Consider the following 25,211-nt stretch of genomic DNA (forward strand, 5'->3'; position numbering starts at 1 on the left):
CCTCCCGTTCTCCGGGAGCCCCATGAGCCGGTCCACAGGCGTTCCGTGAGGCCGACCCGCAGCACACATCCCCGATCACATGGAGTCACTGTGAAGCTCGAGGACATCAGCAAGGAGATGCTCACCACCACCCGCCGGGTCCTGGCCGGAGGCGCGATCGCGGCCGTGGCCGTGTTCGGTGTCGCCGCCTGTGAGGACACCGCCGTCGACGACCCGGGCGTCGAACTCGAGGGCGAGGACGGTCTCGACGAGGGCCTGGACGACGGCCTCGAAGCGCCCGGTGACGAGGGCGACGAATAACCCTCCTCCGCAGGAGTCCCGAACGGGCGGGGCGCCGCCTCAAGGGCGCCGTCCCGCCCGTTCCTCCTCCTCAAGGCCCCGTGTCCGCCGTGTCCGGAGTCCGTGGGGAAGACGTACATTCGACACGTGACCGACAGAACCCACCCGGATCCGAACGAGCCCACGCCCTCCCGGAGCCCGGGTGCCCCGCGCCCCTCTTCGCCGGGGCCCGTTTCCACGATCGAGGTCCGCGACCTTCTCCCCGATCGCTCCCTGCTGCGCTGGGAGATCCTGTGCGTACTCGCCCTCTCGTTGGGGGCGGCCGCCGTCTCCGCGGTCATCTCCTTCGTGGGTGTGCTGACCGCCCCCGAGTCGATGGCCGACCAGACCGCCAGTCTGATCCGGTCCCGCGCCGAGGGGCGCCCCTGGCTCGACCTGTCCTTCCAGCTGTACTCGGTCGTCTTCGCGCTGGCCCCCGTGGCCCTGGTCGTGTACCTACTGCACCGCACCGGGGAGTCGGCCCGAACGATCGGCTTCGACGTCCGCAGACCCTGGTTCGACACCTGGAGCGGGCTGGTCCTGGCCGCGCTGATCGGCTGTGGCGGGCTGGTCGTCTACCTGGTGTCCTGGCAGCTCGGTCTGACCCGCACCATCGTCCCGAGCACGTTGGACGGCAACTGGTGGGACACCCTCGTCCTGATCCTCCAGGCCCTCAAGAACGGGGTCCTGGAGGAGGTCATCGTGGTCGGCTATCTGTTGCACCGACTGGCACAGATGGGGTGGAGTCCGTGGAAGGCGGTGCTCGCCTCGTCGGTGCTGCGCGCCTTCTACCACCTGTACCAGGGCGTGGGGATGTTCTTCGGCAACCTGGTGATGGGGCTGGTGTTCGGCTGGTTCTACCTGCGTTACGGCCGCGTGATGCCGCTGGTCGTGGCGCACACGGTCATCGACATCGTCGCGTTCGTCGGTGCGGTGTACCTGATCGGACGGATCGACTGGCTGCCGTTCTGATCGTGCTCGGAACGCCCGACCCGCGGACTCGGGGGCCGTTCTAGGCCCGAGCCCGCTCCGCCTTCTTCTCGATGGCGTCCTCCAGGTACTGGGGACGTCCTACGAGCAGCCCGGTGACGAGGTTGATCGCCACGAGGGTCAGCACCAGGAACAGCGGGGCGTACCAGCCGTCGGTGAGGTCGTGCAGGAGCCCGAACAGGAAGGGGCCGGCCCCGCCCAGCAGGTAGCCGAGGCTCTGGCTGGTGGCGGACATCGCGGCGGTGCCCTCGGCCGTACGGGTGCGCACGGTGAAGATGGTCAGCGCCAGGACGAAGGTGCCCAGGGCGAAACCGATGAAGGTCGTCCACACCCAGGTGCCCGCCACCGGGGAGAACAGGAGTCCGCAGATCCCGATGGTGTAGGCCAGGGCGAACATGACGACGAAGGGGCGCTGGTCGCGTACCCGCACGATGAGCGAGGGCAGCACCAGGGACATGGGGATGCCCAGGATCGTGAGGTAGGCCAGCATCACACCCGCGGACTGGGCGTCCATCCCCTGGTCGCGCAGCATCTGGGCGTACCAGCCGAACATGATGTAGGCGATCGAGGACTGGGTACCGAAGAACAGCACGCCCTGTCTACCGAGCCCGGTGGACAGCACCTGGCGTACGCCCATCGTGACGCCACCGCCGCCGACCGAGGGCTCGTGCCGCAGTACCAGGAGCCAGGGCAGGAGGGCGACCAGCCCGAAGAGCGCGTAGGCGCCCAGGGCGAAGCGCCACTCGCCGGTGCTCTGTTCCAGGGGGACGGTGGAGGCGGCGGCGATGGCGGTCCCCGTGGCCAGGCCGGTGGTGTAGACGGTGGTCATCAGACCGACACGGTGGGGGAAGTGCTGCTTGACCAGGACGGGCAGGATCACGTTGCCGACCGCGCCGCCGGCCAGGGCGATCACGCTCAGGGCCAGGAACGTCCAGGTGTCGGGGGCGAAGGCGCGGGCGGTCAGTCCGAGGGTGACCGCGGCCAGCGCGTAGACCAGCAGGTGGTGCGATCCGAGTCGACGGCCGAGCGTCGGGGTGATCCCGCCGAAGGCGGCGAAGCACAGGACGGGCAGGGTCGTGAGGATGCCGGCGCCCACCGCGCTCATGCCCAGCCCCTGGGTGACCTCGTCGAGGAGGGGGCCGACACTGGTGATGGCGGTGCGCAGGTTGAGAGAGGTCAAGGCGATCGCGAGGGCGATCAGCAGAAGGGCCACCCGAGGTGTCGCCGAGGGGGTGGTGGTGCCGGTCGAGGAGGCGTCCTGAGCAGGTGACGCGGGAGTAGGGGCTGCGCTCATAGAAGGCGACTCACAAATTCGTAGGATGACCCTATGTACTTCATGAGGATAACGCATTGCCCTCGAGTGCCGATTCCCGCGCCCGACTGGTCTAAGCTCCGCCCTAACCCATCCCCTGGGCGCTGGCCCTATCATCCGGCGACCCGCCCCTAGGAGGTATCAGCGTGCCCCTCGCCTCGACACGCCGGACCGGTCTCGTCGACCAGGTCATCAGCCAGTTACGAGCACAGATCGACTCGGGTGAGTGGGGCGTGGGCGATCGCATCCCCACCGAGTCGGAACTGTCCGAGCAACTCGAAGTCGGCCGCAACACCGTCCGGGAGGCCGTCCGGGCCCTGGCCCACGCGGGCCTGTTGGAGATCCGGCAGGGCGCGGGGACCTTCGTGCGCGCCTCCAGCGAGCTCGGCGGCGCCCTGCGCCGTCGGTTGGAGCGCTCCCGTCTTCGGGAGAACCTGGAGGTCCGACGCGCCCTCGAGGTGGAGGCCGCGCGCCTGGCCGCCCTACGGCACAGCGACGAGGACCTGGCCGACATCGACCGCGCCATGGCCCTGCGCGAGGAGGCCTGGCGCGCCAACGACATGGGCGCGTTCGTGGAGGCGGACTTCACCTTCCACCGGGCGGTGGTCAACGCCACGCACAACTCGTTGCTCATCGAACTGTACGACGACATCGCCCAGGTGGTCTACGCGAGCATCGCGCACACCGCGTACGGGCAGGACGAGGGGTCGACCGAACGTCCCTCCTCCGACGGTGAGGGGGTCGACCACAGTGGTCTGAGCGAGGCCATCCGCGAGGCCGATCCGGCCCGTGCCGCCCGCGAGGCCACCTGTTACATCGACGAACTGCTCTCCCTCGCCGAGGAGTAGGGCACGCCTTTCGTGGAGCGTCTCGCCCTCGGGTCCCGGTCGGGCCCGAGGGCGGCCTCGTCCCGGCCCGGGGCGGGTTCAGTCCCCGCCGTAGACGTCGGTCACCGTCGAACACGATCCTCGACGCGACCGGGGCGAGGGATGGCCCTCACCGCCGCGGTCGCCCCGACGCGGGTTCAACTGCCGGGGCCGTCCCCTGGGGGCGGGATCGTTCGTGTGCTCGCCGCCCTCCCAGCCGGTGACCCGGGAGGGATCGAGTCCGAGCAGGTCGAGGGTGCTCTCCCCCGCGCAGACCGCGTCGATGATCTCCCGTTCCCGGGTGATGCTGCTCATCGTCTCGGCGATGATCGTGCTCACCTGACCGCGGGGAAGACAGACCACCCCGTCGTCGTCGGCCACGATCCAATCGCCCCGTCTGACCGGGAGGGGTGCGGGACCGGTGGCGTTCATGCTGATCTGTCGTCCGATGGCCCCGCCCGCGTCGTGTCCGACCTCACGGACCGAGACACCGGCTCCGAAGACGGGAAGGCCGCAGTGGGCGATGGCGGTGACGTCGCGGACACATCCGTCCAGGACGATCCCGGCGACCCCTCGGGTGCGCGCGGCCACGGCGAGGATCTCGTCGACGTAGCCGTACTCGGCCTCCCCCGCCACGTCCACGACCAGGGCGGATCCCGGGGGCGCCTGGGCCACCGCCACGTGGAGGGCGAGGTTGTCCCCCGGTGCGCAGCGGACCGGGAAGGCGGTCGCGGCGAAGGCGGCGCCCGGCCAGACGGAGAAGAGGTGGGTCCCGAAGGGACGGCCGCCGCATCGGGCCAGGGCCACGGTTCCCACAGCCGTCAACGTCTTCGCAAGCGCCACGTCAGCCTCCATTACACCCGCGCCCGGTGCGGTCGATTCGGACCGACCCCCTCCATACTCATGGGTAACTTAAGCGTGACGCAAGCGGTGCGAGCCCGAAACACGTAAAAATGCTACCCCCGGTTACACATTGGCCCTGGAGACGGGCGATCCGCGTGCCCGATGCTCCACCGTGCCCGATCTCGCCCTCCCCGCCATGACCACGAGGGCCCGGGAACGACCTCAGCCGACCGCCGCGACCACGTCCAACGCGGTGCGCGCCGCCACCACGTCGTGGACCCGGAAGACACGGGCCCCCTCACGCGCCGAGACCACGAGGGTGGCGAGCGTGCCGTCGCCGCGTTCGGTCAGCCCCGCGCCGAGGGTCTCCCCCACGAAGTCCTTGTTGGAGACCGCCACCAACACCGGCAGCCCCGTGTCCGCCAGCTCCCTCAGCCGTCGGGTGAGCTCCAGCGAGTGGTAGGTGTTCTTGCCGAAGTCGTGGGTGGGGTCGATCATCACCCCGTCCGGACGCACCCCCAGCGAGATCGCCCGTTCGGCCAGGGCGCACACGCCCGCCACCACGTCGGCGACCACGTCGTCGTAGCGGACCCGGTGGGGGTCGGTGCGCGGGGCCAGGCCTCCGCTGTGACTGCACACCAGACCGGTGCCGTACTCGGCGGCCACCCGGGCCAGATCCGGATCGGCGCCGGCCCAGGTGTCGTTGATCATGTCGGCGCCGGCCTCAGCGCAGGCACGACCGACCTCGGCCCGCCAGGTGTCGACGGAGATCACCACCTCGGGGTGGCGGTCCCGCAACTCGCGCACGAACGGCACCGTGCGGCGGATCTCCTCGTCCACCCCCACGTAGGAGCCGTAGCCCGCCTTGACCCCGCCGACGTCGATGATGTCGACGCCGGCGGCCACGGCGTGGTCGGCGGAGGCCAGGGCGGCGTCCAGGGCGTAGGTGGCGCCCCGGTCGTAGAAGGAGTCGGGGGTCCTGTTGATCACGCCCATCACCGCGTACCGATGTCCCGCGAACGTCCGCCCGCGCAGTCGCAGTGTCCCTGTCCTGTCCGGCACAGCCGGGCCGCCTGTCACCATGGGCCCATCATGGGGCACGCCGGGGGTCGGCGACCACCGCCCCCGGCCCCGGCCCCGGGGGTGGGACCCGCCTCACAGCGGCCCCCACCCCTCCGGTCGATCCCCTCCCCGTCGTTCCTTGCGCACCCGCAGGTACTCCCAGGTCTCCACGTTCCCGACCCCGACGGTGCCGCGCACGGCCTCCAGGGCCTCGACCAGTCGGCAACGGTCGGGGGCGGTGATCGAACCGATCACGTCGTAGCGTCCGAACCCGCTGGCCAGGAAGGACACCCTGGACATGTTGGCCAGGGCGGCGCCGAGCGCGTCGGCGTCCCCCCGGCAGCACAGCCCGAAGCCGAGCTGTTCGTTGGCCCCCACCGCGGAGGGCTCCACCAGGGCGGTCACGTGCACCACCCCCGAGTCGAGCAGGCGCACCACCCTCGAACGGGCGGCGGCCTGTGACAACCCGACCTGGCGTGCCAGGTCGGCGTAGGAGGCCCGTCCGTCCTTGAGCAATCTGCGGACCAGGCGCCAGTCCAGCGCGTCCAATTCGATGTCGCCCAGTTCGCGCACACTGCTGTGGGCGTCCTTGTAGACGGCGTTGGCCCGGAAGACCTCCGCGCCCTCCACCCCCGGTAGCGAGCGCAGGTGGGCCAGTTCCTTGGTCAGCGCCGCGTCGTCGGCCACCCGCACCTGGGCCACGGCCGGGAAGCGCCCGGCCGCCTGGGCCGCGAAGGTCACGGCCTCCCGTTCCCCCAGGACCTCCAGGACCGGTTCGACCGGTCCGCCGACCCTGAAGGACACGTGGCCGAGGACCTCCATGCCCACGACCCCGGCGTGCAGTACGCCGACGATCCTGATCGCCCCCGACTGCACGAGTTGGCGCACTCTGGCGCGCACCGCGGTCCTGGACAGACCGACCCCGTCCGCCAAGGCCTGGAAGGTCGCCCTGCCGTCCCCCTGCAACGCGCGCATGAGCGCCGCGTCAACCGCATCGAGCACGATGCCTGCCTTTCGTTCCCATGTCGCCGTCCATTCCCCCGGACGGCGCCCCCTCCTCCGGGCAGATCATCGCAGTTGTGGAGCTCGTTTCACTACCGATCGCGAAAGAAATCGGCTGATTCACCCCTTTGAGCGGCCCGATAGCGCCATCCAATGCCTCAACGAGCACCTCTCGACCACATAACAGACTTGTATAGAACATCCCTTATGAGGTGGCCGCCGCACACACAACCCCGGCAAAGCGACACACTGAACTCACCCACCCGGGCGACGGCCCCCGGGGCCTCCGGGACCATGGTCCTCGGACGTCCCCACCGCCCGGCACATGTGATCGGCGAGCATGGGATCGTTCACTGACGCGTAACCCGGGTGTGGCGTGCCCCGAATGTTGGACACCGCCGGGGATCGTTGTAAGGGGACAGGACCAGGACGGGACGGCTCGGTCGGGCCGTCCCACTGCGTGAGAGGAAACGCTGGTGGCAGCGGAGGACGAGCAGCGGGACGAGGAGGCGCCCAAGCGCCCGAACGAACGTCTCGGCACGGGGCGGGCTCTGCTGTGGACCGCCCTTTCGGTCCCCTTCCCCGGATCGGCCCACCTGCGCATGGGGCGCCGGAGGGCGGGGGGCCTGATCCTGGGCGCCTATCTTCTCGGGATCGTCGCCTTGATCGCCGCGGTGGTCTGGCTCAGCACACACGGATCCGACGCCGTGACCGTGGTGGCCGCGTTGGCCGTGCAGGACCGTTGGCTGCTGGGCGCGATGATCGCGGTCTTCGTGGTCGCGATCCTGTGGCTGAGCATCATCGTGCACTCGTGGTCCATCACACGGCCCGAGGGGCCCGGCATCGGTCACCGCCTGCTCGGCGGCGTCACCGTTCTCCTGTTGTGTCTGACCATCGCCGCGCCCTCCGCCTGGGCCCTGCACGCCGGCTACACCGCCTACGAGACCCTGGGCGCTGTGTTCGGCGGCTTCGGGGAGGACGGGTTGCCGCACGACGCGGCCGACCCGTGGAACGGGGCGGAGCGGGTCAACGTCCTCCTGCTCGGCGCCGATTCGGGCGACAACCGCTACGGCGTGCGCACCGACTCGATGATGGTCGCGAGCGTGGACACCGCCTCCGGTGACACACTGCTGGTGGGGCTGCCGCGCAACCTGGAGAACGCCCGCTTCCCCGAGGGCAGTGCCCTCGCCGAGCGCTACCCCGAGCCCTACGGGTTCGATCTGCTGCTCAACGACGTCTATCAGACGGTCGCGGAGGAGCCCGAGGAACTGGCGATCGATCCCCGTGTCCCGGACCCGTCCGCCGACACCCTGAAGAAGGTGATCGGGTACAACCTCGGTCTGGACATCGAGTACTACGCGATGGTCGACATGATGGGGTTCCGCGATCTCATCGACGCGGTCGGCGGGATCCAGGTGCGGATCACCGAGCCCATCCCGTACGGGGTGCACGGCGGGGTGCTGGAGCCGGGCCTGCGCCGCCTGGACGGTCACGAGGCCCTCTGGTACGGACGTTCCCGGATCGGCACCGACGACTACGGGCGGATGGGCCGTCAGGGGTGCCTGATCAAGTACGTCGCCGAGCAGGTGGAGCCGACCACCATCCTCACCGGCTATCGACGGCTCGCGGGCGCCACCAAGAGGACGCTGAGCACCGACATTCCGCAGACCAAGGTGCCCGCCTTCATCGAGCTGGCCGACCTGGTCACCGACGAGGGCCGGATGAGCGCCCTCCAGCTCTCCCCGCCCCAGGTCAACACCGCCAACCCCGACTGGGACGAGGTGAAGGCGCTGGTGCAGGAGGCCATCACGGGACGCGCTCCCGTCGACGCCCCCTCGGGCGAGCCCTCGGACTCTCCCACCGGTGAGTCCGATCTGGTGGAGGACACCACCGCCGAGGCCGGCGCCGAGGAGACGACCGAGAGCGACCGGACCGAGTGGCAGGACTACACCGGCCTGGACGAGCCCTCCCCCGCCGATCCGGGCCGTCAGGTCGGCTCCGAGGCCACCGACCTGGACATGCTCTGCCCCTGACGTGGGCACGGTCCCGGGGCCGGGTCGCCCCGGGACCACACCGCCTCGGAACCGCGTCCTGACCGAAAGCGGCCATTCGATCACCGACCGTTGTCTCCGGCGCGCACTCGTGTGACCCTGGCGCGGTGACCTCCGCGCAGTTGTGGACCCTCATCGCTCTCGGTGCCTTTCACGGACTCCATCCAGGGATGGGTTGGCTTCTGGCCGTCGGACGCGGTCTCCAGGAGGGCGGGCGTGCCCAGGTTCTGCGCGCGCTGCCCGCGATCGCCCTGGGGCACGCCGGCAGCGTCGCGGTGGCCGCGGTCGCGATCACCGTGACCGGTTCGGCGACCGCGTCGGTGCTCTTCCCCGTGATCGGTGGGTCACTGATCGTTCTGGTGGGGCTGGTGATGCTGCTGTCGCGACGGCACGTCCACAAGAGCGCCCTCCGGCTTCCGTTGTGGCAGCTCTGCGCCTGGTCCTTCCTCATGGCCTCGGCACACGGCGCCGGTCTGATGCTGATGCCGGTGCTGGCCGGCCGGCTCTCGCATTCGCACGTGGAGGGTGGACACGCCGGGCATGGCGCCCCCTCCCCCATCGCGGAGACCGCGGTGGAGCCCGCCGCGGCCACGGAACCGGTCGAAGGCGTGTGGAGCCTGTGGGACGCCACGCTGCTCGGTCTGGCGGCGACCGGGGTGCACACGCTGGCGATGTTCGCGGCGGCCGCCGTGGCCGCCCTGATCGCCTACGACTTCCTGGGCGTGCACGCCCTGCGCTGGAAGGGCGTGACGATGGACCGGATCTGGGCGCTGACCCTGCTTCTGGGCGGGGCGTTCGTCCTGTGGTCGGTGCTGTGAACCCCTCCGGGCGACTGCGGGCGACACCACCCCTGGATTTGATCCCGGTCACTGTCGGGAATGAGCGAACGACCTCTTGCGTCCCATAAGCGAAGTATCTCTCGAGAAACGCAAGTCACGTGCGCCCGGGACCCCGACGGCGAAGAAGGCCGTCCGTCCGGCGTGAGAGGGCAGGAGTCCATGACGCACAGAGCCGCCGTACCCCCCGAGGACCTTCGAAGACGCAGGGCGATCATGTCCGCCGCGTTCCTGCTCGTGCTGGCCGTGATCGCGGTCCTGGCCTTCCAGTGGTGGCGGGAGAACGAGGGGCGGACCTCCTTCTCCCGGCCGTGGGGTCCGAGTTGTTCGGTCTGGGTCGACGGAGAACGGGTCCCCCTCGACCGCGACCAGGCACGACGGGCGAGCACCGCGGCGGCCGTGATCGCTCAGGGGGACGCCGCGCCCATCGAGGCCCCCGACATCGAGGACATCCCCGACGAGGTCATGACGGCCCTGGTCGAAGGGCCGAAGGACGACGCGGGCCCCTCCATGACCTGCCGCTACCCCGGCGAGGAGGTGGAGTTCGAGGAGGAGGAGCCCTCCGGGCTGACCCCGCGCGCCACCACCCTCAAGGAGGGCATCGAGGAGGTCTTCGCCGACAGCAGCATCGGCGGCTACGTCGCCGGCGGCTACGACAGCGGGCACGGGGAGAAATCGGCGCACTACGAGGGGCGCGCGCTCGACATCTTCTACCGTCCCGTGAACGAGGAGAACCGCCGGGAGGGGTGGCTGCTGGCCCACTGGCTGATCGCGCACGCGCCGAACTACCAGATCGACGTGATCATCTTCGACGACAAGATCTGGAGCACCCGCTACCCGTCCATGGGGTGGCGCCACTACGACGCGGACCCGGACAACGAGATCCTGCGTCATCTGGACCACGTGCACGCGGACGTGCTGCGCGGCCCCGACCCCGAAGAGGGTTGAGCCCCCGTCCTCCCGCAAGCGCGCGGGGCCCGGACCGTTCGGTCCGGGCCCCGCGTCGTTCCGGGGTCGTTCGTGGTCGGCGTGGCCTCGACCGAGGAACGCCCGTCGACTCAGTCCTCCAGGCGGAAGCCGACCTTGAGCCCCACCTGGAAATGGGCGACCCCGTCGTTCTCGATGTGGCCGCGGATCTGGGTGACCTCGAACCAGTCGAGTCCGCGCAACGTGGCCGAGGCCCGTTGGATGCCGTTGCGAACGGCCTGGTCGACACCGTCGGGCGAGGTGCCGACGATCTCCGTGACGCGATAGGTGTGGTCGCTCATGGACGCCCCCTGCGTAGTCGCTCGTACGGACCGCGCGAGCACGGTCCCCCCGTTCCCCTCCGTCCCCTCAAACCCCGTTCGCCACACGTGCCCCCACAGCGACGCCGATTTATCGGAAGCGCCTTTCCTCGGAACGGGTCGAAGCCCTTTGCCGAGAATTTCTGAGGACTTTGGTCCCGGTTGGGACGTGATTGACCACGAGGCCCACTCTTCATGCCCGACAGGCACCACGAAAGGCGCCGCGACCTGTCGGATAAGTCCTGACCTGGGACTTAGGACCCACCCGATGGGACTGTCCCGAGACAACGTCGTAACTGACTCTTGACGTACCCCGGGGGGCTCCGGTGTACATTGGGACCTAGCGCTTCGGTCCCCCGTCGAAGCGCGAGACGATGTTTCGAGCCCCCGTCGGAACATCGTGCGCGACGCCGGGTGGTTTGCCCCCGTAACCACCCGGCGTCGTCTTTTGTCCACACCCGGTCGGAGCGAATACCCGCCCGTGGTCGTGGTTTGACCACGAAATCCACTTCGTCATCCGGGGATCGACTTTGGGTAATACCGCACCGGACGCGCACTGTTCTCGTAAGGGCTGCCGCGAGGCCGCCACCTGGGCATTGGTGTGGAACAACCCCCGCCTGCACACCCCGGACCGACGCAAGGTCTGGGTGGCCTGCGACGAGCACCGCGCCTACCTCGCAGGCTTCCTGGAGATGCGCGGCTTCCTCCGTGAGACCGTGCCGATGGACCGCTTCGAGGGCTGAGCCCGTCGCGAGGCCCCGGATGGAAGCCTACGCCTCGCGATCACCTCATCACCGGCCGAGCCCCGCGGCGGTCCGGTTCCGACCGTCCCTCAGCCCTTGACGCAGACGACCTGCCGCAGATGGGCGACCACCTGGACGAGGTCGGTCTGGGCCTCGATGACCGATTCCAGGTCCTTGTAGGCGGCGGGGATCTCGTCCACGACTCCCAGGTCCTTGCGGCACTCCACACCCCTGGTCTGTTCGACCAGGTCCTCCCGGGTGAAGGTCTTGCGGGCCTTGTTCCGACTCATACGGCGCCCGGCCCCGTGGGAGGCGGAGTTGAACGACTCCGGGTTGCCCAGGCCCTTGACCACGTACGTTCCCGTCGCCATGCTCCCGGGGATGATGCCGTACTCGCCGCTTCCCGCGCGGATGGCGCCCTTACGGGTGACGAGCACGTCCACCCCGTCGTAACGCTCCTCCGCGACGTAGTTGTGGTGGCAGGAGATCCACTGCCCGAAGCCGGTCCCCGGCACCTCCCGCTCCAGGGTCCGGCAGGCCAGCCCCATCATGACGTCGCGGTTGCGGCGGGCGTAGTCCTGGGCCCAGAACAGATCACGCCGGTAGGCGTCCATCTCCGGGGTCCCGGACAGGAACACCGCCAGGTCGCGGTCGGGCAGATCCCGGTTGTGCGGCAGGTCGCGGGCCCGCCCGATGTGGTGCTCGGCCAGCTCCTTGCCGATGTTGCGCGATCCCGAGTGCAGGACGAGCCAGACCATGCCGTCGTCGTCCAGACACACTTCGAGGAAGTGGTTGCCTCCGCCCAGGGTCCCCATCTGGCGCAGGGCCCTTTCACGACGCGGGTGGACGGCCTCGGCGAGGTCGTCGAAGCCCCGCCAGAACCCGTCCCAGTCCCCGCTGCGCAGTCCCGGCACCGTGGCGGGGTCGATCGCCTCGTCGTGGAAGTGGAACCCGACCGGGATCGTCGCCTCCAGGGCGGACCGCAGGCGCCCCAGATCGTCCGGCAGGCGTTCGGCGGTCAGGTCGGTGCGCACCGCCGTCATCCCGCAGCCGATGTCGACCCCGACCGCGGCCGGGCTGACCGCGTCGCGCATCGCGATGACCGAACCGACGGTGGCGCCCTTGCCGTAGTGGACGTCGGGCATCACCGCGAGCCCGTGGGTCCAGGGCATGCGGGTGACGTTGCGCAGCTGCTCCATGGCGGCGGGCTCGACCGTGTCCGGGTCGGCCCACATGCGGATCGGTACGCGCTCTCCGGGAACTTCGGTGTGAGGCATGGGGCCACCTCCCTTTCCTGTCGGGCCCCGGGACGCCGTGCGCGTCCCGGGAACATCAAGTCAGGTCCCGTGGAGGGGAGGCAACCCGTTTTCGGCGCGGATCAACCGCCGATGGCGGACATCGGGCGTGCCGGCTGGAGGAACCCCGGGTCGTCGATCCCGTGCCCGGGCAGCTTGCCGGCGACGGCGGCCGTCCAGCGTTCGGCGATCTCGTCGTCGGTGGCCCCCTCGCGCAGGGGCGTGCGCAGGTCGGACTCCTCGCGCGCGAAGAGGCAGTTGCGGATCTGGCCGTCGGCGGTCAGGCGGACACGGTCACAGGCCCCGCAGAAGGGGCGGGTCACCGAACCGATGACCCCGACGGTGGCCTCCCGACCGTCGGGGAAGGTGAGTCCTCGGACGTGGAAGAGCTCGGCCGGCGCGCTGCCCCGGGTCTCACCGTCGGCCGGTCGGAGGTCGAAGTCGGCCTCCAGCCGTCGGAGGATCTCGTCGGCGGTGATCATCGTGTCGCGGCGCCACCCGTGCTGGGCGTCCAGCGGCATCTGTTCGATGAACCGCAGTTCGTAGCCGCGTTCGACGCAGTAGCGCAGGAGGTCGGCGGCCTCGTGGTCGTTGACGTCGCGCATGAGGACGGCGTTGACCTTGACCGGGGTCAGTCCCGCTTCGGAGGCGGCGGACAACCCCTCCAGGACGTCGTCGAGTCGGCGGCGTCGGGCGAGTTTCTCGAACACGACGGGGTCGAGGGTGTCGAGGGAGACGTTCACCCGGTCCAGCCCGGCCTCGGCCAGGGCGGGGGCGGTCCGGGCGAGTCCGATGCCGTTGGTGGTCAGAGCGGTGCGGGGGCGGGGGGCCAGGGCGGTGGTCCCGGCGATGATGCCGGGCAGTCCGCGCCGGAGCAGCGGTTCTCCTCCGGTGAAGCGGACCTCGTCGATTCCCAGGCGGGTGACCCCCACACGGATCAGGCGCAGGAGTTCGTCGTCGGTGAGCAATTCCGGTTTGGGCAACCACTCCAGCCCCTCCGGCGGCATGCAGTAGGTGCACCTGAGGTTGCAGCGGTCGGTGAGCGAGACCCGCAGGTCCGTCGCCACGCGTCCGTAGGAGTCGGACAGCACGGGCGTCACCCCTCTCCAGTCTGAATTGCCGAGCGGGTGTTACGCCAAAATTGCACCCGCTCGAGGGATACCCACTCGTAAGCGTAAAAGATGCACTTTCACTATGAGTAGCCTAGATCACACCTTTTGCACCATTTCGTCGGTGACCACGAGGAATCGCGCCCGCCTCTGGACCTTCGCCCCAAGAACCCGCCTCGGATCGTTGCCCGAACGTTGTGTCATGGGCGATTCCGGACACGCACCGTAACGGCCCCGCCCTCGCCCCTCGAAAGATGACACACCGCCGCACCGTCCTCCATGCTCTAGGAGCGGTGACGATCATCCGATCGTCGCAGACGGACATGGCGATGAGGAGGCGGGACACGGTGATCAGCGCACGTGAGTGGGCCCTGGCGGGTGGTCCGGACGGTTCGGGGCGGCTGGCGGCACGGGCGTGGGCCCCGGCCGGGGTCGAGCCCACATGGATGGCGGTCCTGGTCCACGGCTACGGCGAGCACCTCGGTCGTTACGAGCGGGTGGCCGAGGACCTGTGCGCGGCGGGCGCCGTGGTGTACGGGGCCGATCACCGCGGCCACGGGCGTTCCTCCGGCGAGCGGGTGCTGATCGACGACTACGCCGGTGTGGTCGAGGACGTGCACCGCGTGGTCACCCAGGCACGCACCGCCTACAGGACCCTGCCCCTGGTGATGATCGGCCATTCGATGGGAGGCCTGATCGCCACCCGCTACGCGCAGACCCACCCCGATCAGGTGCACGCCCTGGTCCTGTCCGGCCCGGTCCTGGGCCGTTGGAGCACCCTGGAGGAGCTCGCTGCGGCCGAGGAGATCCCCGACGCCCCCATCGACACCACCACGCTCTCCCGCGACCCCGAGGTGGGTAGGGCCTACGTCGACGATCCGCTCGTCTGGCACGGCCCCTTCAAGCGGACCACGGTCCGGGCCATGCTCACCGAACTGGAGCGCGGTAACGCCGCGGGCTCCCTGGGATCCCTGCCCCTGCTGTGGGTGCACGGACACGCGGACGCGCTGGTCCCGATCGCCGACACCAAGACGGGCATAGAGGCCGTCGCCGGAGAGGACCTCACCGCGCGGATCTTCCCCGGCGCTCGGCACGAGGTGTTCAACGAGACGAACCGGGACGAGGTGCTGGCCGAGGTGACCCGTTTCGCCCACCGCTTCGCCGTGTGAGGGGGCGTCGCCGACGAGGGTCGTTCCGGAGCCCGGGGACGTCCGGCATCCTGGGGGCGTGAACGAACGATGTGACGCGGTGGTCCTGGCCGGCGGAGCGGCGAGCCGTATGGGCGGGGTGGACAAACCCGGGCTGACCGTCGCCGGGCGCTCCCTGCTGGAACACGTCGTGTCCACCGTGCGCGCCCACGCCCCGACGGCCGGCGTGGTCGTGGTCGGTCCCGAACGGGAACGGCCACGCGCACGCTACGTCCGTGAGGATCCTCCCGGGGCGGGACCGGTGCCCGCTCTGCGCACCGGGTTCGCCCGGATCGAGGCTCCCCGCGTGGTCCTGCTCGCGGCGGATCTGCCCTATCTGACCCCGGACCATCTCGTCGCCTTGGGCGAAGCTCTCGATGGCTCCCCGAAGAGCGCGGGCGCCGTCCTGGTGGACGAGGCCGGACGGGAACAGTGGCTCACCGGCGTCTGGCGTACCGGCCCTCTGGCGGCGGCCCTGAGCGTCTACTCGGGGCGTTCGCTGTACGGACTGCTCGGCCCCCTCGCCCCCGCCCACGTGGCGTTCTCCACAAGAGGCCGGGGGTTCGACGTGGACACACCGCGAGACCTGGATCGCGCACGGTCCGACCTGGAGGGTGATCGGCGCCGATGACCCGGTGGCCCGAACCTCGGAAAGGGAGACCCTCACCGAGGTCGTCCGTGTCGAGGTCCGGTACCGGCCCGGGTCACACGTACAGGTGACCGCGTGGCTGGGTCGGGTGGGACAGGGTCTCGGAGTAGGCCACGGCCAGCCGTTCCACGGCGTCCTCCAGGACGTCCGGTGGACGGGTGTAGGCCAGGCGCAGGTAACGCTCCAGGGTCCCGTCCACCCCGAACACCGGCCCGGCCGCCGGATGGACCCCGTGCCGGACCGCGGTCGCCGACAGGGAGGTCGCCACCGGCTGGGGCAGGGCCGCCCACAGCACCAGCCCTCCCCCGGGGACACTGGGGCGCCAGTCGGGCAGACGCTCGCGCAGGGCGGCCAGGAGCGCGTCGCGGTTCCGTCGTAGCTGGCGGCTGCGTTCGGCCCGGATCCGCAGCATGTCCGCCAACAGGTGGGTGGCGGTGAGCTGGTCGTGCACCGAACCGGACAGGTCCATGCGTTGGCGTACCTGCATGAGCCGGGTGACCATCGGCGGTGTGGCGCGCACCCAGCCGACCCGGAGACCGCCCCACAGTAGTTTGGCCACCGACCCGACGGTCAGCACCCGACCGTCGGTGTCGTGGGCCGCCACCGGGGCGGGCAGGTCGCCCGAGTCGATCGCCAGCTCCGCCACCGACTCGTCGACCACCAGATGCGCACCGGCCCGGCGGGCCTCACGGACCAGAACACGGCGCTCGTCGTCGTCCATGAGCGCGCCGGTGGGGTTGTGGAAGTCGGCGACCACGTACGCCAGTTGGGGTTTCCATTGGCGGAAGGAGTCCACCATGTACTCCATGTCCCAGCCCTGGGGGGTGACCCCGGTGGTGCGGATCCGTCCTCCCCTGCGGCGGGCCGCGTCCGGGGCGTTGGGGTAGGTGGGGGATTCCACGAGCACCTCGTCGCCCGGCTGGAGCAGCAGTTCCATGACCAGGCTGATGCCCTGTTGGGCGCCGTTGGTGACGAGGATCTGTTCCGGGGTCGTGGGCAGCCCGCGTTCGACGTAGCGTCGGGCGATGGCGTGCCGTAGTTCGGGCAGTCCGTAGGGGTAGTAGCCCAGGCCCCCCACGTGCGCGGCGAGCTGTTCGGAGGCGTGGAAGGAGGCCTCGCGCAGTCCGTCGATCGCGGGCGGGGCGGCCAACCCCAGGTCGATCTGTTCCGCGGCCAGCGCGAACGGAGCGGGGTCCGGGGTACTGGTGTCGGGCAGGACCGTCCAGCTGCCCGCCCCCTGCCGGCTGTCCAGGAAGCTGTTGTCCCGCAGCCAGGCGTAGGCCGCCGTGACGGTGTTCCTGCTCACCCCCAGCGCCGCGGCCAGGTCGCGTTCGGCCGGCAGCCGAGTGTGCGTCGGCACCCGGCCGTCCAGGACCAGACCGCTGACCGCGCGGGCGATCGCCAGGTAGTACGGGCGTTCCACCGGCGCCTCGCCGATGAGACGGGCGAGCAGACGCCCGTTGATCCGCCGGGTCCCGCCACCGGTTCCGGGGCCGTCACTGCGCTGCCTCACCATGAAGATCCACTTCAGAAGGTCGGGTTAGTGCCAGTTGACCGGATTGGCTCTTCAATCACGGCGCCAACTCGGCCACGATACCGATGTGGCTCCCCCAATGGATCATCGCCCAATGACCCGATGAATCCTGCCGCACACGAACCCCGCCTTTCACGAGAGAACGGAAAGAGAGGACGGCAGTGTCCGCACCGTCCCGGTCTTCGGTCCGTGCCCTGGTCGACAGGGTCATGATCACACCGGTCCTGCCACGGCCCCGTCTGCGTCGACTGGCCCAGCTCTACCTCGGTCTGTACCTGTACGGCCTCAGTGGTGCACTGCTGATCCGATCCGACCTGGGCGCGATGCCCTGGGACGTGCTGAGCCAGGGCCTGTCCAACCAGACCGGCCTGTCGATCGGCACCTGGAGCGTGATCATCGGTGCGCTGATCATGCTGCTGTGGATCCCGCTGCGACAGAAGCCCGGCCTGGGCACGTTGAGCAACGTGATCGTGATCGGCGTGTCGGTGGACCTGTCCCTGTGGCTGATCCCCACCACGGACTTCCTGCCGTTGCAGATCCTGTTGCTGATCTCGGGCGTCCTGGTGTGCGCGATCGCCACCGGCTGCTACATCGGGGTGGGGCTCGGCCCGGGTCCGCGTGACGGGCTGATGACCGGTCTGGCCTCGCTCGGACTCTCCATCCGGCTGGCCCGGACCATCATCGAGGTGACCGTCGCGCTGTTGGGCTTCCTGATGGGCGGCACGGTGGGCCTGGGGACCCTCGTGTTCATGATCGCCATCGGCCCGCTGGCCCAGATCTTCCTTCCGATGATGCGTATGGCCGAGGCGACCCCGAGGGTTCCGCCGACCCAGACGGACTCGAAGGCCTGACATGGAAGGGCCGGAATCGGACACGATCCCGGCCCTCTCCGCCATCGCTGCACGAATTCTCCCCGACCAAAGCCCACCATTTCATCCCATACCCCTACGAGCTTTCAGATGCACGTGCACGCAAGGGTGGCCATGTCCGCACCGATTGTGGAAGATGGGACCGCGGTCGACGGCGAGGGGCATACCGGGCACTCTCCGGAGACCGTTCTTTACGGTGGCCTCCATCTGGGCACATAACCGGATGAAGGCGACCGACGGACGGTCCGGGGGGACGTGGTGACCCGAACGGCGCCCCGACCCGGTCGTGGGTCGGGTGACGACACCCCGATGGGGCGTGTGCGGGCGTGCGCGCGTTGGTCCGCGAAGAAGCGGACCCCCTGTCCCGCCCGTGTGAACACGCCCACCGCACGAGGATGACGACGCGATGGGGGTGAGCCGCGTGCCCGGCCGAATCGAAGACTACGCAATGATCGGCGACATGCAGACGGCGGCGCTGGTCGGCCGTGACGGTTCCATCGACTGGGCCTGCCTGCCCGACTTCGACTCCGCCGCCTGCTTCGCGGCCCTGCTCGGCGATGAGCAGAACGGCTGCTGGACCCTGCGCCCGGACGGCACCGACGCCCCCGCCGACAGACGTCGCTACCGAGGTCAGACCCTGGTCCTGGAGCAGGAGTGGGACACCGACACCGGCTCGGTGCGGGTCATCGACTTCATGCCACCCCGCGGCAGCATGCCGCACGTGGTGCGGATCGTGGAGGGGCTGCGCGGCACGGTGCGGATGAACACCACCCTGCGCATCCGTTTCGACTACGGGCACGTGGTCCCGTGGGTGCACCGCTCCGGGAGCGAACTGGTCGCCATCGCCGGCCCCGACTCCATCTGGTTGAGCAGCCCCGTCCACCTCCAGGGCCACAACCTCACCCACGACACCACCTTCACCGTGACCGAGGGGCAGCGCGTCCCCTTCGTGATGACCTGGCACCCCTCCCAAGTGGAGGAGTCCGACCACCTGGACGCGGAGAAGGCGCTCTCCCGCACCGAACGCTTCTGGGAACGCTGGGTCGACCAGTGCACCTACGACGGCCCCTACCGTGAGGCGGTCGTGCGTTCCCTCATCACCCTCAAGGCCCTCACCTACCAGCCCACCGGCGGGATCGTCGCCGCGCCCACGACCTCCCTGCCCGAGGAGATCGGCGGTGTCCGCAACTGGGACTACCGCTACTGCTGGCTGCGCGACGCCACCATCACCCTGGAGGCGCTGATCCGCTCCGGCTACCAGGAGGAGGCCCAGGCCTGGCGCGAGTGGCTGGTCCGCGCGGTGGCCGGTGAACCCCAACTGATGCAGATCATGTACGGGATCCGGGGAGAGCGCAGGCTCACCGAATGGGAGGCCGACTGGCTGCCCGGATACGAGGGCTCCTCCCCCGTCCGCATCGGCAACGCCGCCGTGGGCCAGTACCAACTGGACGTGTACGGCGAGGTCATGGACGTCCTGCACCTGGCCCGACGCTCGGGCATCCGGGGCGGCGACTACCTGTGGGGACTGCAACGTTCCCTCGTGAACTACCTGGAGTGGTGCTGGGACGAACCCGACGAGGGTCTGTGGGAGGTCCGCGGCCCCCGGCAGCACTTCGTGCACTCCAAGGTGATGGCCTGGGTCGCCGCCGACCGCGCCGTCCGCAGCATCGAGGAATTCGGCAAGGAGGGCCCCGTCGAACGGTGGCGGGCCCTGCGCGACACCATCCACGCCGAGGTGTGCGAATACGGCTACGATCCGCAGCGCAACACCTTCACCCAGTACTACGGCAGCAAGGAACTGGACGCCGCCCTGCTGCTCATCCCCGAGGTCGGTTTCCTGCCCTACGACGACCCCCGCGTCATCGGCACCATCGAGGCGGTGCGCAAGGACCTGATGGTGGACGGTTTCGTGCTGCGCTACCGCACCGACCTGGAGCACTCCGCCGACCAGCTGCCCGGCGACGAGGGCGCCTTCCTGGCGTGCAGTTTCTGGATGGCCAACGCGCTGCTGTCCATCGGTCGTCAGGAGGAGGCACGGGAGCTGTTCGACCGGCTGCTCTCCCTGCGCAACGACGTGGGGCTGCTCGCCGAGGAGTGGGACCCGCGCGACGGCCGCCAGGTCGGCAACTTCCCCCAGGCCTTCAGCCACGTGCCCCTGGTGACCACGGCCCTCAACCTGGCCGACCGGCAGGGCGGCTGGCGCGCCGAGTAGCGGCGCCGCGAGAACGGAGCGGGCCCGCCCGGACGTCACGGGTCCGGGCGGGCCCGTCGCCGCTTCTCGGAGGGGCTCCGATCAGTCCTTGGTGAGGACGGGGTCGGCCCAGACCGGGTAGACCCCCGTGCCGTCGCTCTCGACCTCGACCCGCAGGCGCAGGGCGTTCTCGACGGAGACCTCGATCTCCTTCACCTCGCCCAGGCGCAGCGTCTCGGTGACCTTCTGCTCTCCGTCGACGAGCACGAGGAACGTGGTCGTCGCCGAGGAGCTGGAGCTGTCCTCCACGCCGATGGTGGCGGTGAAGGTGTTCCAGTCCCGGCCGAGGTTGTAGTCCATCCACCCCGAGCACCGGGAGTCGTAGGTCTTGCAGAACCCGGAGATCAGAGCACGGTTGTAGGCCTGACCGTCGATGTCGGCGCGTCCGGTCTCGGGCCGCCAGTAGTCGTTGTTCGACTGGTCGACGGCCTCCATCTGGGTGAGCAGGGTCTCGCCGCCGCTCGGAGCCCCGGAGGACCCGCCCTCGGGCTCGTCCGAGGGTTCCTTCTCGGGCTTCTCGGAGGGATCGGGCTGCGCCTGCGCCTCGTTCTCGGGGCTCTCCGAGGGCTCCTCCCGCGCGTCCGCCTCGACCGTCCGTCCGCCTTCGTCGGAGAACAGGGGCAGGACGCGGTCGATGAACAGGTAGGTGCCACCGCCTCCGACGATCATGAACACGACGGCGAAGATCGCCAGACCGATCATCATGGGCTTGCGCGACCTGCGCTTGGGCTTCTCCGCCGCCGGCTCGGGCCGGGGCGGCACCGGGCCGGAACCGTTGTACCCCTGGGGAGCACCGCCCTGGACGGGTCCGCTGTGGACCGGAGCACTGTGACCGGGGGCGCCGTGAGCCGGGGTGTTCCGGTAGGAGCCCGGGCCCGTCGCCCTCGACCAGGGACCGGAAGGACCCGGGACCGGACCGCCGGGCGGGGGGTTCTGCGGCCCCGACGGGGGCCCGTACCCCGCCCTCGCTCCTGCGGGCGGCCCCGACCTCGGCGGACGGGAGGGCGGCGGCCCCTGCCTGGAGGCCGAGGAGACGCCCATGGGCGGGGTGGCGGGGGTCGGCACCGGGGCCTCCGAGGAGGGGCCGGGTTCGGGGAGGGGGCGCGGAGCCGGGGGCCGAGGCTCCTGCACGGGCCTGCCGCGCATCCCACCGACCGGGCGTTTGGACATCGGCTCCTCCGCGTCGGAGGCGTCCTCGCCCGTCCCGGGAGCGGCCCCACCCGGTGCGTCGTCCACCTCCGGTCCGGCCGCGGCCACGTCCTGGGCGCCGGTGTCGGTCGGCGCGGGGCCGGAGAAGCGCGGTCCCCTGGGCGGCGCCCCCTCGGGGGTGTCGACGGATGTGCTCCCGCCCGGGAACACCGCGGCCGCCGCGAGGGCCTCTCCCGGCTCGGGAAGGGCGTCGTCGTCGAGACCGTCCTCCCCGGGCTCCGGAGCGGCACCCGGATCGGCGACCGGACCCGTCCAAGGCGCCGAGGTGGCCAGGGAGCGCAGGATCCTGACCCACGCCGAGGATTCGGGGCGTTCCGAGGGCTCGATGGAGAACATGCTCATGACGAGCTCCCGCTGCCCCTCCTCCGCCTCGGCGAGCAGCGGCAGGGCACCGAACCGTTCACGCAACTGTTCGGGGGCGGGCGGCGGATCCTCACCCGTCAGGGCGAAGTAGGCGATCGCGCCGAAGGCGTAGCGGTCGGTGGCGGCGGAGTACTCGCCGGTGAAGATCTCCGGAGCGGCGTAGCCCGGGGTGAACCAGGGGCGCGCGGTCATGTGCCGGGCCGCGATCCGGCTCAGGCCGAAGTCCACCAGGGTGGCCTGGCCCTCCTCGCTGACCATGATGTTGCCCGGCGACAGGTCGCCGTGGACCACCACCCGCTTGGACGGGGTGGCCCGTCCCGAGTGCAGCAGGTCCAGGACCTGGGCGACCTGCTCCAGGAACCGCAGGACCCGACGCTGCCCGGCGACCCCCTCGACCGGGTTCTCCGCCCGCCAGTCCCGCAGGTCCAGGCCCTCGACGTAGTTCATCACCAGGTACAGGGCCCGGTCGTTCAGCTCGGCCGCGCCGTCGGCCGGGTGCTCGGGCGCTCCTTCGAAGTGCTCCCGTACCCCGACCACGCCCAGGCGGTTGATGAAGCGCAGCAGTTCGGCCTGTTCGGCCCAGCGGGCGCTGAGGTCGGCGAACTTCTCGTCGTCCGCGGTGAGGTCGGGGTGGAGCGCCTTCACCACCACGGGTTCGGTCTGCCCGGCCAGCGTGACCTCGGCCAGGTAGAGCGTGGCCTCACCACCACGTCCCACCGACCTGACCAGGCGGTACTTGTCCGGTTGGGTATCCGGGCCAACGTAGAGACTCGGGCTCACGACTCTGACACTCGATTCCACAAGGGGGTTTGCGGGGTCACGGGCGCCGACGGGCGCAGAGAACACACTAACGCCGGCCGCTGTACGCTTACGCCCCGTACTCCCCGGCCCCGATAACGGTCGGGGCTGGTCCGACCACAGGGGGCACGCGTGCCGGAGGAAAGGGTCCTGGGCGGTCGCTACCGCCTGCTGTCCAAGCTCGGCGCGGGCGGCATGGGCCAGGTCTGGCGCGCGGTGGACGAACTGTTGGACCGTCCCGTGGCGGTCAAACTGATCCGACCGGCGCGGGTGGGATCGACCGAGATCACGGCCCGGTTCCGGCGCGAGGCCAGGCTGACCGCCCGCCTGGCCGGCCATCCCAACGTGGTGATCCTGCACGACTTCGGCCACGACCCCGACGGCGGGGACGTGGTGTTCGCCGTGATGGAGCTGGTCCAGGGCCGGCCGCTCTCGGCGGTGATCAAGGAGAACGGACCGCTGCCCCTGGGCCGGGCCGCCGCCCTGGTCTCCCAGGCCGCCTCCGGCCTGGGCGCCGCGCACGCCTCGGGGATCGTGCACAGGGACGTCAAGCCGGGGAACCTCATGGTGGTGGAGGAGGAGCTCGGCGAGGACACCCTGAAGATCCTGGACTTCGGGATCGCCGCCCTCACCGCGGCCAACCAGAACGACCGCATCACCCGGACCGGCCAGGTGATCGGCACTCCGCTGTACATGTCCCCTGAGCAGGTCCGGGGCGGCCGGGTCGACCACGCCGGCGACCTGTACTCCCTGGGCGCCATCCTGTACCAGCTGTTGACCGGCGAACCCCCGTTCCGGGGAGATCGGCCGTTGAAGGTGCTGCGCATGCACCTGCACGACGTTCCGAGGCCGGCGGCGGCGCTGCGTCCGGAGATCCCGACCTCGCTGTCCGAGCTGGTCGCGCAGATGTTGGCCAAACGGCCCGAGGACCGCCCCTCCAGTGCCGAGGAGGTCCGCGACCGCTTGTCCCCCTATCTTCCGCACCGGCCCACGCCGACCGCCCCGGTGCCCCGGCTGACGCCGACGCTCCCCTACACCCAGGAGGACGCCAAGGATCGGAACACCGACGCCCACCCGATCCGGCTCATGGAGCTGGTGGAGGCCGCACGGGAACGCGCCGACGCGGGCGAGTACCGGGCCGCCGCGGAGGAGCTGCGTACGTTGTTGCCGCTGTTGCGCGCCTCCTTCGGGCCCGATCATCCGGACACTCTGCGCGCCCGGCGTCGCGAGGCCTACGCGACGGGCAAGAGCGGCGACCACTCGCGCGCGGTCGCCGGTTTCAGCACCCTGTTGACCGACCTGAACCGGGTGTACGGACCGCGCCATCCCGAGACCCTGGCCGCCCGCTACTACCTGGCGACCAACGCGGGCCGCGCCGGCGACCACGCTCTGGCGGCGCGCACCCACGGGGAACTCGTGCCGGACCTGATCGTCGTCGGCGGCCCCGATTCCACCAAGGTGCTGACCACCCGCCTGTACCTGGGGTTCGAGGTCGGCGAGTCCGGGGATCCGGCCCGCGCCGTGGAGCTGCTGTCCGCGCTGGTCCCCGATCTAACCCGGCTGCGCGGGGCGGACGCCGCGGTCACCCTGCGGGCCCGGCACTACCAGGCCGCCTATCTGGGCCACAGTGGGCGCCCGCAGGAGGCCGTCCGGCACTACGAGGCGCTGCTCGCCGATCACATCAGGCTGCACGGCGAGGAGGCGTCCAGCACACAGGGCATCCGTTCCCATCTGGAACGCTGGCGCTCGCACATGGACCCCTGACCCCGACCGTCCGCGTCCGCCCAGGTGAGGGCGGTCCGCGGCCGGTGGCGCGCCCCTCCCGACGGGGTCGCGCCGCCGGAAACGGCCTCCCCACGGGGATCCCCGATCGTCCGAAGGGGACGCCGTTGTCGTCGCCTGGTACTAATGTTCTGGCCATGGCAACACGGGACCTCACTGAGATCATGGACAGCGGCTGGGCGAAGGCGTTGGAGCCGGTCGCCCCACAGATCGCCGCTATGGGCGACTTCCTCCGCCAGGAGGTCGCCGAAGGACGCACCTATCTGCCCGCGGGCGACAACGTCCTGCGCGCCTTCCAGCAGCCCTTCGACCAGGTGCGCGTGCTCATCATGGGGCAGGACCCCTACCCCACCCCCGGCAACGCGGTCGGGCTGAGCTTCTCGGTGGCCCCGGACGTGCGTCTGCCCGCGAGCCTGCGCAACATCTACAAGGAGATGGGCGAGGACCTGGGCACCACGATGCCCTCCAACGGCGACCTCACCCCCTGGACCGAGCAGGGCGTGCTGCTGCTCAACAGGGTCCTGACCGTCGCCCCCGGCAAGGCCGGTTCGCACCGGGGCAAGGGCTGGGAGGCCATCACCGAGCAGGCCATCCGGGCGTTGGCCGAGCGCGGCGGACCGCTCGTGGCGATCCTGTGGGGCCGCGACGCCCGCAACCTGCGCCCGATGATGCCCGGCGTCCCGTGTGTGGAGTCGGCCCACCCGAGCCCGCTCTCGGCCCGTAACGGCTTCTTCGGCTCCCGGCCGTTCAGCAGGACCAACGAGCTGCTGGTCGAACAGGGCGCCGAACCGGTGAACTGGCAGCTGCCCTAGGCACTCTCACCCTCAGGGGCCTTCCTCGGCCCTACCACCCTAGA

Annotated in this window: 22 protein-coding genes; 13 read left to right on the plus strand and 9 right to left on the minus strand. The window is 70.3% G+C overall.

Annotation, left to right across the window (positions count from 1 at the left end):
• Positions 1 to 90 precede the first annotated feature (90 nt).
• Entirely contained in the window at positions 91 to 300 is a 210-nt protein-coding gene (locus tag U9J66_RS05640) for a hypothetical protein (protein ID WP_017533920.1), read from the plus strand.
• 126 nt (positions 301 to 426) lie between these two features.
• On the plus strand, positions 427 to 1,290 hold the full coding sequence (locus U9J66_RS05645; RefSeq protein WP_326337231.1) for a CPBP family intramembrane glutamic endopeptidase: 864 nt from the start codon (positions 427 to 429) through the stop codon (positions 1,288 to 1,290).
• A 40-nt stretch (positions 1,291 to 1,330) separates the two neighbouring features.
• Here the strand turns inward: U9J66_RS05645 and U9J66_RS05650 are convergent, their stop codons facing one another.
• A complete protein-coding gene (locus U9J66_RS05650) occupies positions 1,331 to 2,602 on the minus strand; it encodes a CynX/NimT family MFS transporter (protein WP_202421701.1) in 1,272 nt (423 codons plus the stop codon).
• A 164-nt stretch (positions 2,603 to 2,766) separates the two neighbouring features.
• Here U9J66_RS05650 and U9J66_RS05655 point away from each other — a divergent pair, with 164 nt between their 5' ends.
• Positions 2,767 to 3,468 carry a FadR/GntR family transcriptional regulator gene (locus U9J66_RS05655; protein ID WP_014910641.1) on the plus strand — a complete coding sequence of 234 codons (702 nt, stop codon included), beginning with the start codon at positions 2,767 to 2,769 and terminating at the stop codon, positions 3,466 to 3,468.
• 78 nt (positions 3,469 to 3,546) lie between these two features.
• On the opposite strand, the gene U9J66_RS05660 is transcribed toward U9J66_RS05655, so the two are convergent.
• From U9J66_RS05660 to U9J66_RS05670, 3 genes are all read right to left on the minus strand, one after another.
• Positions 3,547 to 4,302, minus strand: coding sequence for an RraA family protein (locus tag U9J66_RS05660; RefSeq protein WP_042280841.1), 756 nt, complete (start codon positions 4,300 to 4,302; stop codon positions 3,547 to 3,549).
• Positions 4,303 to 4,551: 249 nt separating this feature from the next.
• Positions 4,552 to 5,412, minus strand: coding sequence for a dihydropteroate synthase (folP, locus tag U9J66_RS05665; RefSeq protein ID WP_193789598.1), 861 nt, complete (start codon positions 5,410 to 5,412; stop codon positions 4,552 to 4,554).
• Between the two features lie 72 nt (positions 5,413 to 5,484).
• A complete protein-coding gene (locus U9J66_RS05670) occupies positions 5,485 to 6,393 on the minus strand; it encodes an Lrp/AsnC family transcriptional regulator (RefSeq protein WP_017533926.1) in 909 nt (302 codons plus the stop codon).
• A 476-nt stretch (positions 6,394 to 6,869) separates the two neighbouring features.
• Here U9J66_RS05670 and U9J66_RS05675 point away from each other — a divergent pair, with 476 nt between their 5' ends.
• The 3 genes from U9J66_RS05675 to U9J66_RS05685 all read left to right on the plus strand — a co-directional run bounded on the left by U9J66_RS05675 (position 6,870) and on the right by U9J66_RS05685 (position 10,228).
• Positions 6,870 to 8,426: an LCP family protein gene (locus tag U9J66_RS05675; protein ID WP_042280845.1), complete on the plus strand. Its 1,557-nt coding sequence runs from the start codon at positions 6,870 to 6,872 to the stop codon at positions 8,424 to 8,426.
• A 125-nt stretch (positions 8,427 to 8,551) separates the two neighbouring features.
• The gene (locus U9J66_RS05680; RefSeq protein ID WP_326337232.1) at positions 8,552 to 9,262 is read left to right on the plus strand and encodes a cell wall anchor protein; all 711 of its coding nucleotides are present in this window, start codon (positions 8,552 to 8,554) and stop codon (positions 9,260 to 9,262) included.
• Between the two features lie 180 nt (positions 9,263 to 9,442).
• Entirely contained in the window at positions 9,443 to 10,228 is a 786-nt protein-coding gene (locus U9J66_RS05685; RefSeq protein WP_014909517.1) for a hypothetical protein, read from the plus strand.
• Positions 10,229 to 10,338: 110 nt separating this feature from the next.
• Here the strand turns inward: U9J66_RS05685 and U9J66_RS05690 are convergent, their stop codons facing one another.
• On the minus strand, positions 10,339 to 10,548 hold the full coding sequence (locus tag U9J66_RS05690) for a dodecin (protein ID WP_014908924.1): 210 nt from the start codon (positions 10,546 to 10,548) through the stop codon (positions 10,339 to 10,341).
• Between the two features lie 548 nt (positions 10,549 to 11,096).
• On the opposite strand from U9J66_RS05690, the gene U9J66_RS05695 reads away from it, so the two are divergent.
• Positions 11,097 to 11,309, plus strand: coding sequence for a hypothetical protein (locus U9J66_RS05695; protein WP_148281640.1), 213 nt, complete (start codon positions 11,097 to 11,099; stop codon positions 11,307 to 11,309).
• A gap of 89 nt (positions 11,310 to 11,398) precedes the next feature.
• Here the strand turns inward: U9J66_RS05695 and U9J66_RS05700 are convergent, their stop codons facing one another.
• A complete protein-coding gene (locus tag U9J66_RS05700) occupies positions 11,399 to 12,586 on the minus strand; it encodes an RtcB family protein (protein WP_042280847.1) in 1,188 nt (395 codons plus the stop codon).
• A gap of 101 nt (positions 12,587 to 12,687) precedes the next feature.
• The gene (gene moaA / locus U9J66_RS05705; RefSeq protein ID WP_161112518.1) at positions 12,688 to 13,695 is read right to left on the minus strand and encodes a GTP 3',8-cyclase MoaA; all 1,008 of its coding nucleotides are present in this window, start codon (positions 13,693 to 13,695) and stop codon (positions 12,688 to 12,690) included.
• Positions 13,696 to 14,060: 365 nt separating this feature from the next.
• Between moaA and U9J66_RS05710 the strand changes: the two genes are divergently transcribed.
• Both U9J66_RS05710 and mobA read left to right on the plus strand, forming a co-directional pair.
• Positions 14,061 to 14,882 (plus strand): alpha/beta hydrolase, encoded by an 822-nt coding sequence (locus U9J66_RS05710; RefSeq protein ID WP_326337233.1) that lies wholly within the window; start codon positions 14,061 to 14,063, stop codon positions 14,880 to 14,882.
• A gap of 58 nt (positions 14,883 to 14,940) precedes the next feature.
• A complete protein-coding gene (mobA, locus tag U9J66_RS05715; protein ID WP_042280849.1) occupies positions 14,941 to 15,531 on the plus strand; it encodes a molybdenum cofactor guanylyltransferase in 591 nt (196 codons plus the stop codon).
• A gap of 73 nt (positions 15,532 to 15,604) precedes the next feature.
• Here mobA and yczR read toward each other — a convergent pair whose 3' ends face one another.
• On the minus strand, positions 15,605 to 17,065 hold the full coding sequence (gene yczR, locus U9J66_RS05720; protein WP_014912541.1) for a MocR-like transcription factor YczR: 1,461 nt from the start codon (positions 17,063 to 17,065) through the stop codon (positions 15,605 to 15,607).
• A 179-nt stretch (positions 17,066 to 17,244) separates the two neighbouring features.
• On the opposite strand from yczR, the gene yczE reads away from it, so the two are divergent.
• Positions 17,245 to 17,934 (plus strand): membrane protein YczE, encoded by a 690-nt coding sequence (gene yczE, locus U9J66_RS05725; RefSeq protein ID WP_014911029.1) that lies wholly within the window; start codon positions 17,245 to 17,247, stop codon positions 17,932 to 17,934.
• A 424-nt stretch (positions 17,935 to 18,358) separates the two neighbouring features.
• Complete coding sequence (locus tag U9J66_RS05730) at positions 18,359 to 20,164, plus strand: glycoside hydrolase family 15 protein (protein ID WP_234305713.1); 1,806 nt, start codon at positions 18,359 to 18,361, stop codon at positions 20,162 to 20,164.
• A gap of 81 nt (positions 20,165 to 20,245) precedes the next feature.
• On the opposite strand, the gene U9J66_RS05735 is transcribed toward U9J66_RS05730, so the two are convergent.
• Positions 20,246 to 22,555: a protein kinase domain-containing protein gene (locus U9J66_RS05735; RefSeq protein ID WP_326337234.1), complete on the minus strand. Its 2,310-nt coding sequence runs from the start codon at positions 22,553 to 22,555 to the stop codon at positions 20,246 to 20,248.
• Positions 22,556 to 22,705: 150 nt separating this feature from the next.
• Between U9J66_RS05735 and U9J66_RS05740 the strand changes: the two genes are divergently transcribed.
• Positions 22,706 to 24,337 (plus strand): serine/threonine-protein kinase, encoded by a 1,632-nt coding sequence (locus tag U9J66_RS05740; RefSeq protein WP_017533936.1) that lies wholly within the window; start codon positions 22,706 to 22,708, stop codon positions 24,335 to 24,337.
• Between the two features lie 155 nt (positions 24,338 to 24,492).
• Entirely contained in the window at positions 24,493 to 25,167 is a 675-nt protein-coding gene (locus tag U9J66_RS05745) for a uracil-DNA glycosylase (protein WP_014911780.1), read from the plus strand.
• The last annotated feature ends 44 nt before the right edge of the window (positions 25,168 to 25,211 follow it).

Origin of the sequence: Nocardiopsis sp. LDBS1602, assembly GCF_035818715.1 — a bacterium.
In the GTDB taxonomy this organism is placed as follows: Bacteria; Actinomycetota; Actinomycetes; order Streptosporangiales; family Streptosporangiaceae; genus Nocardiopsis; species Nocardiopsis alba.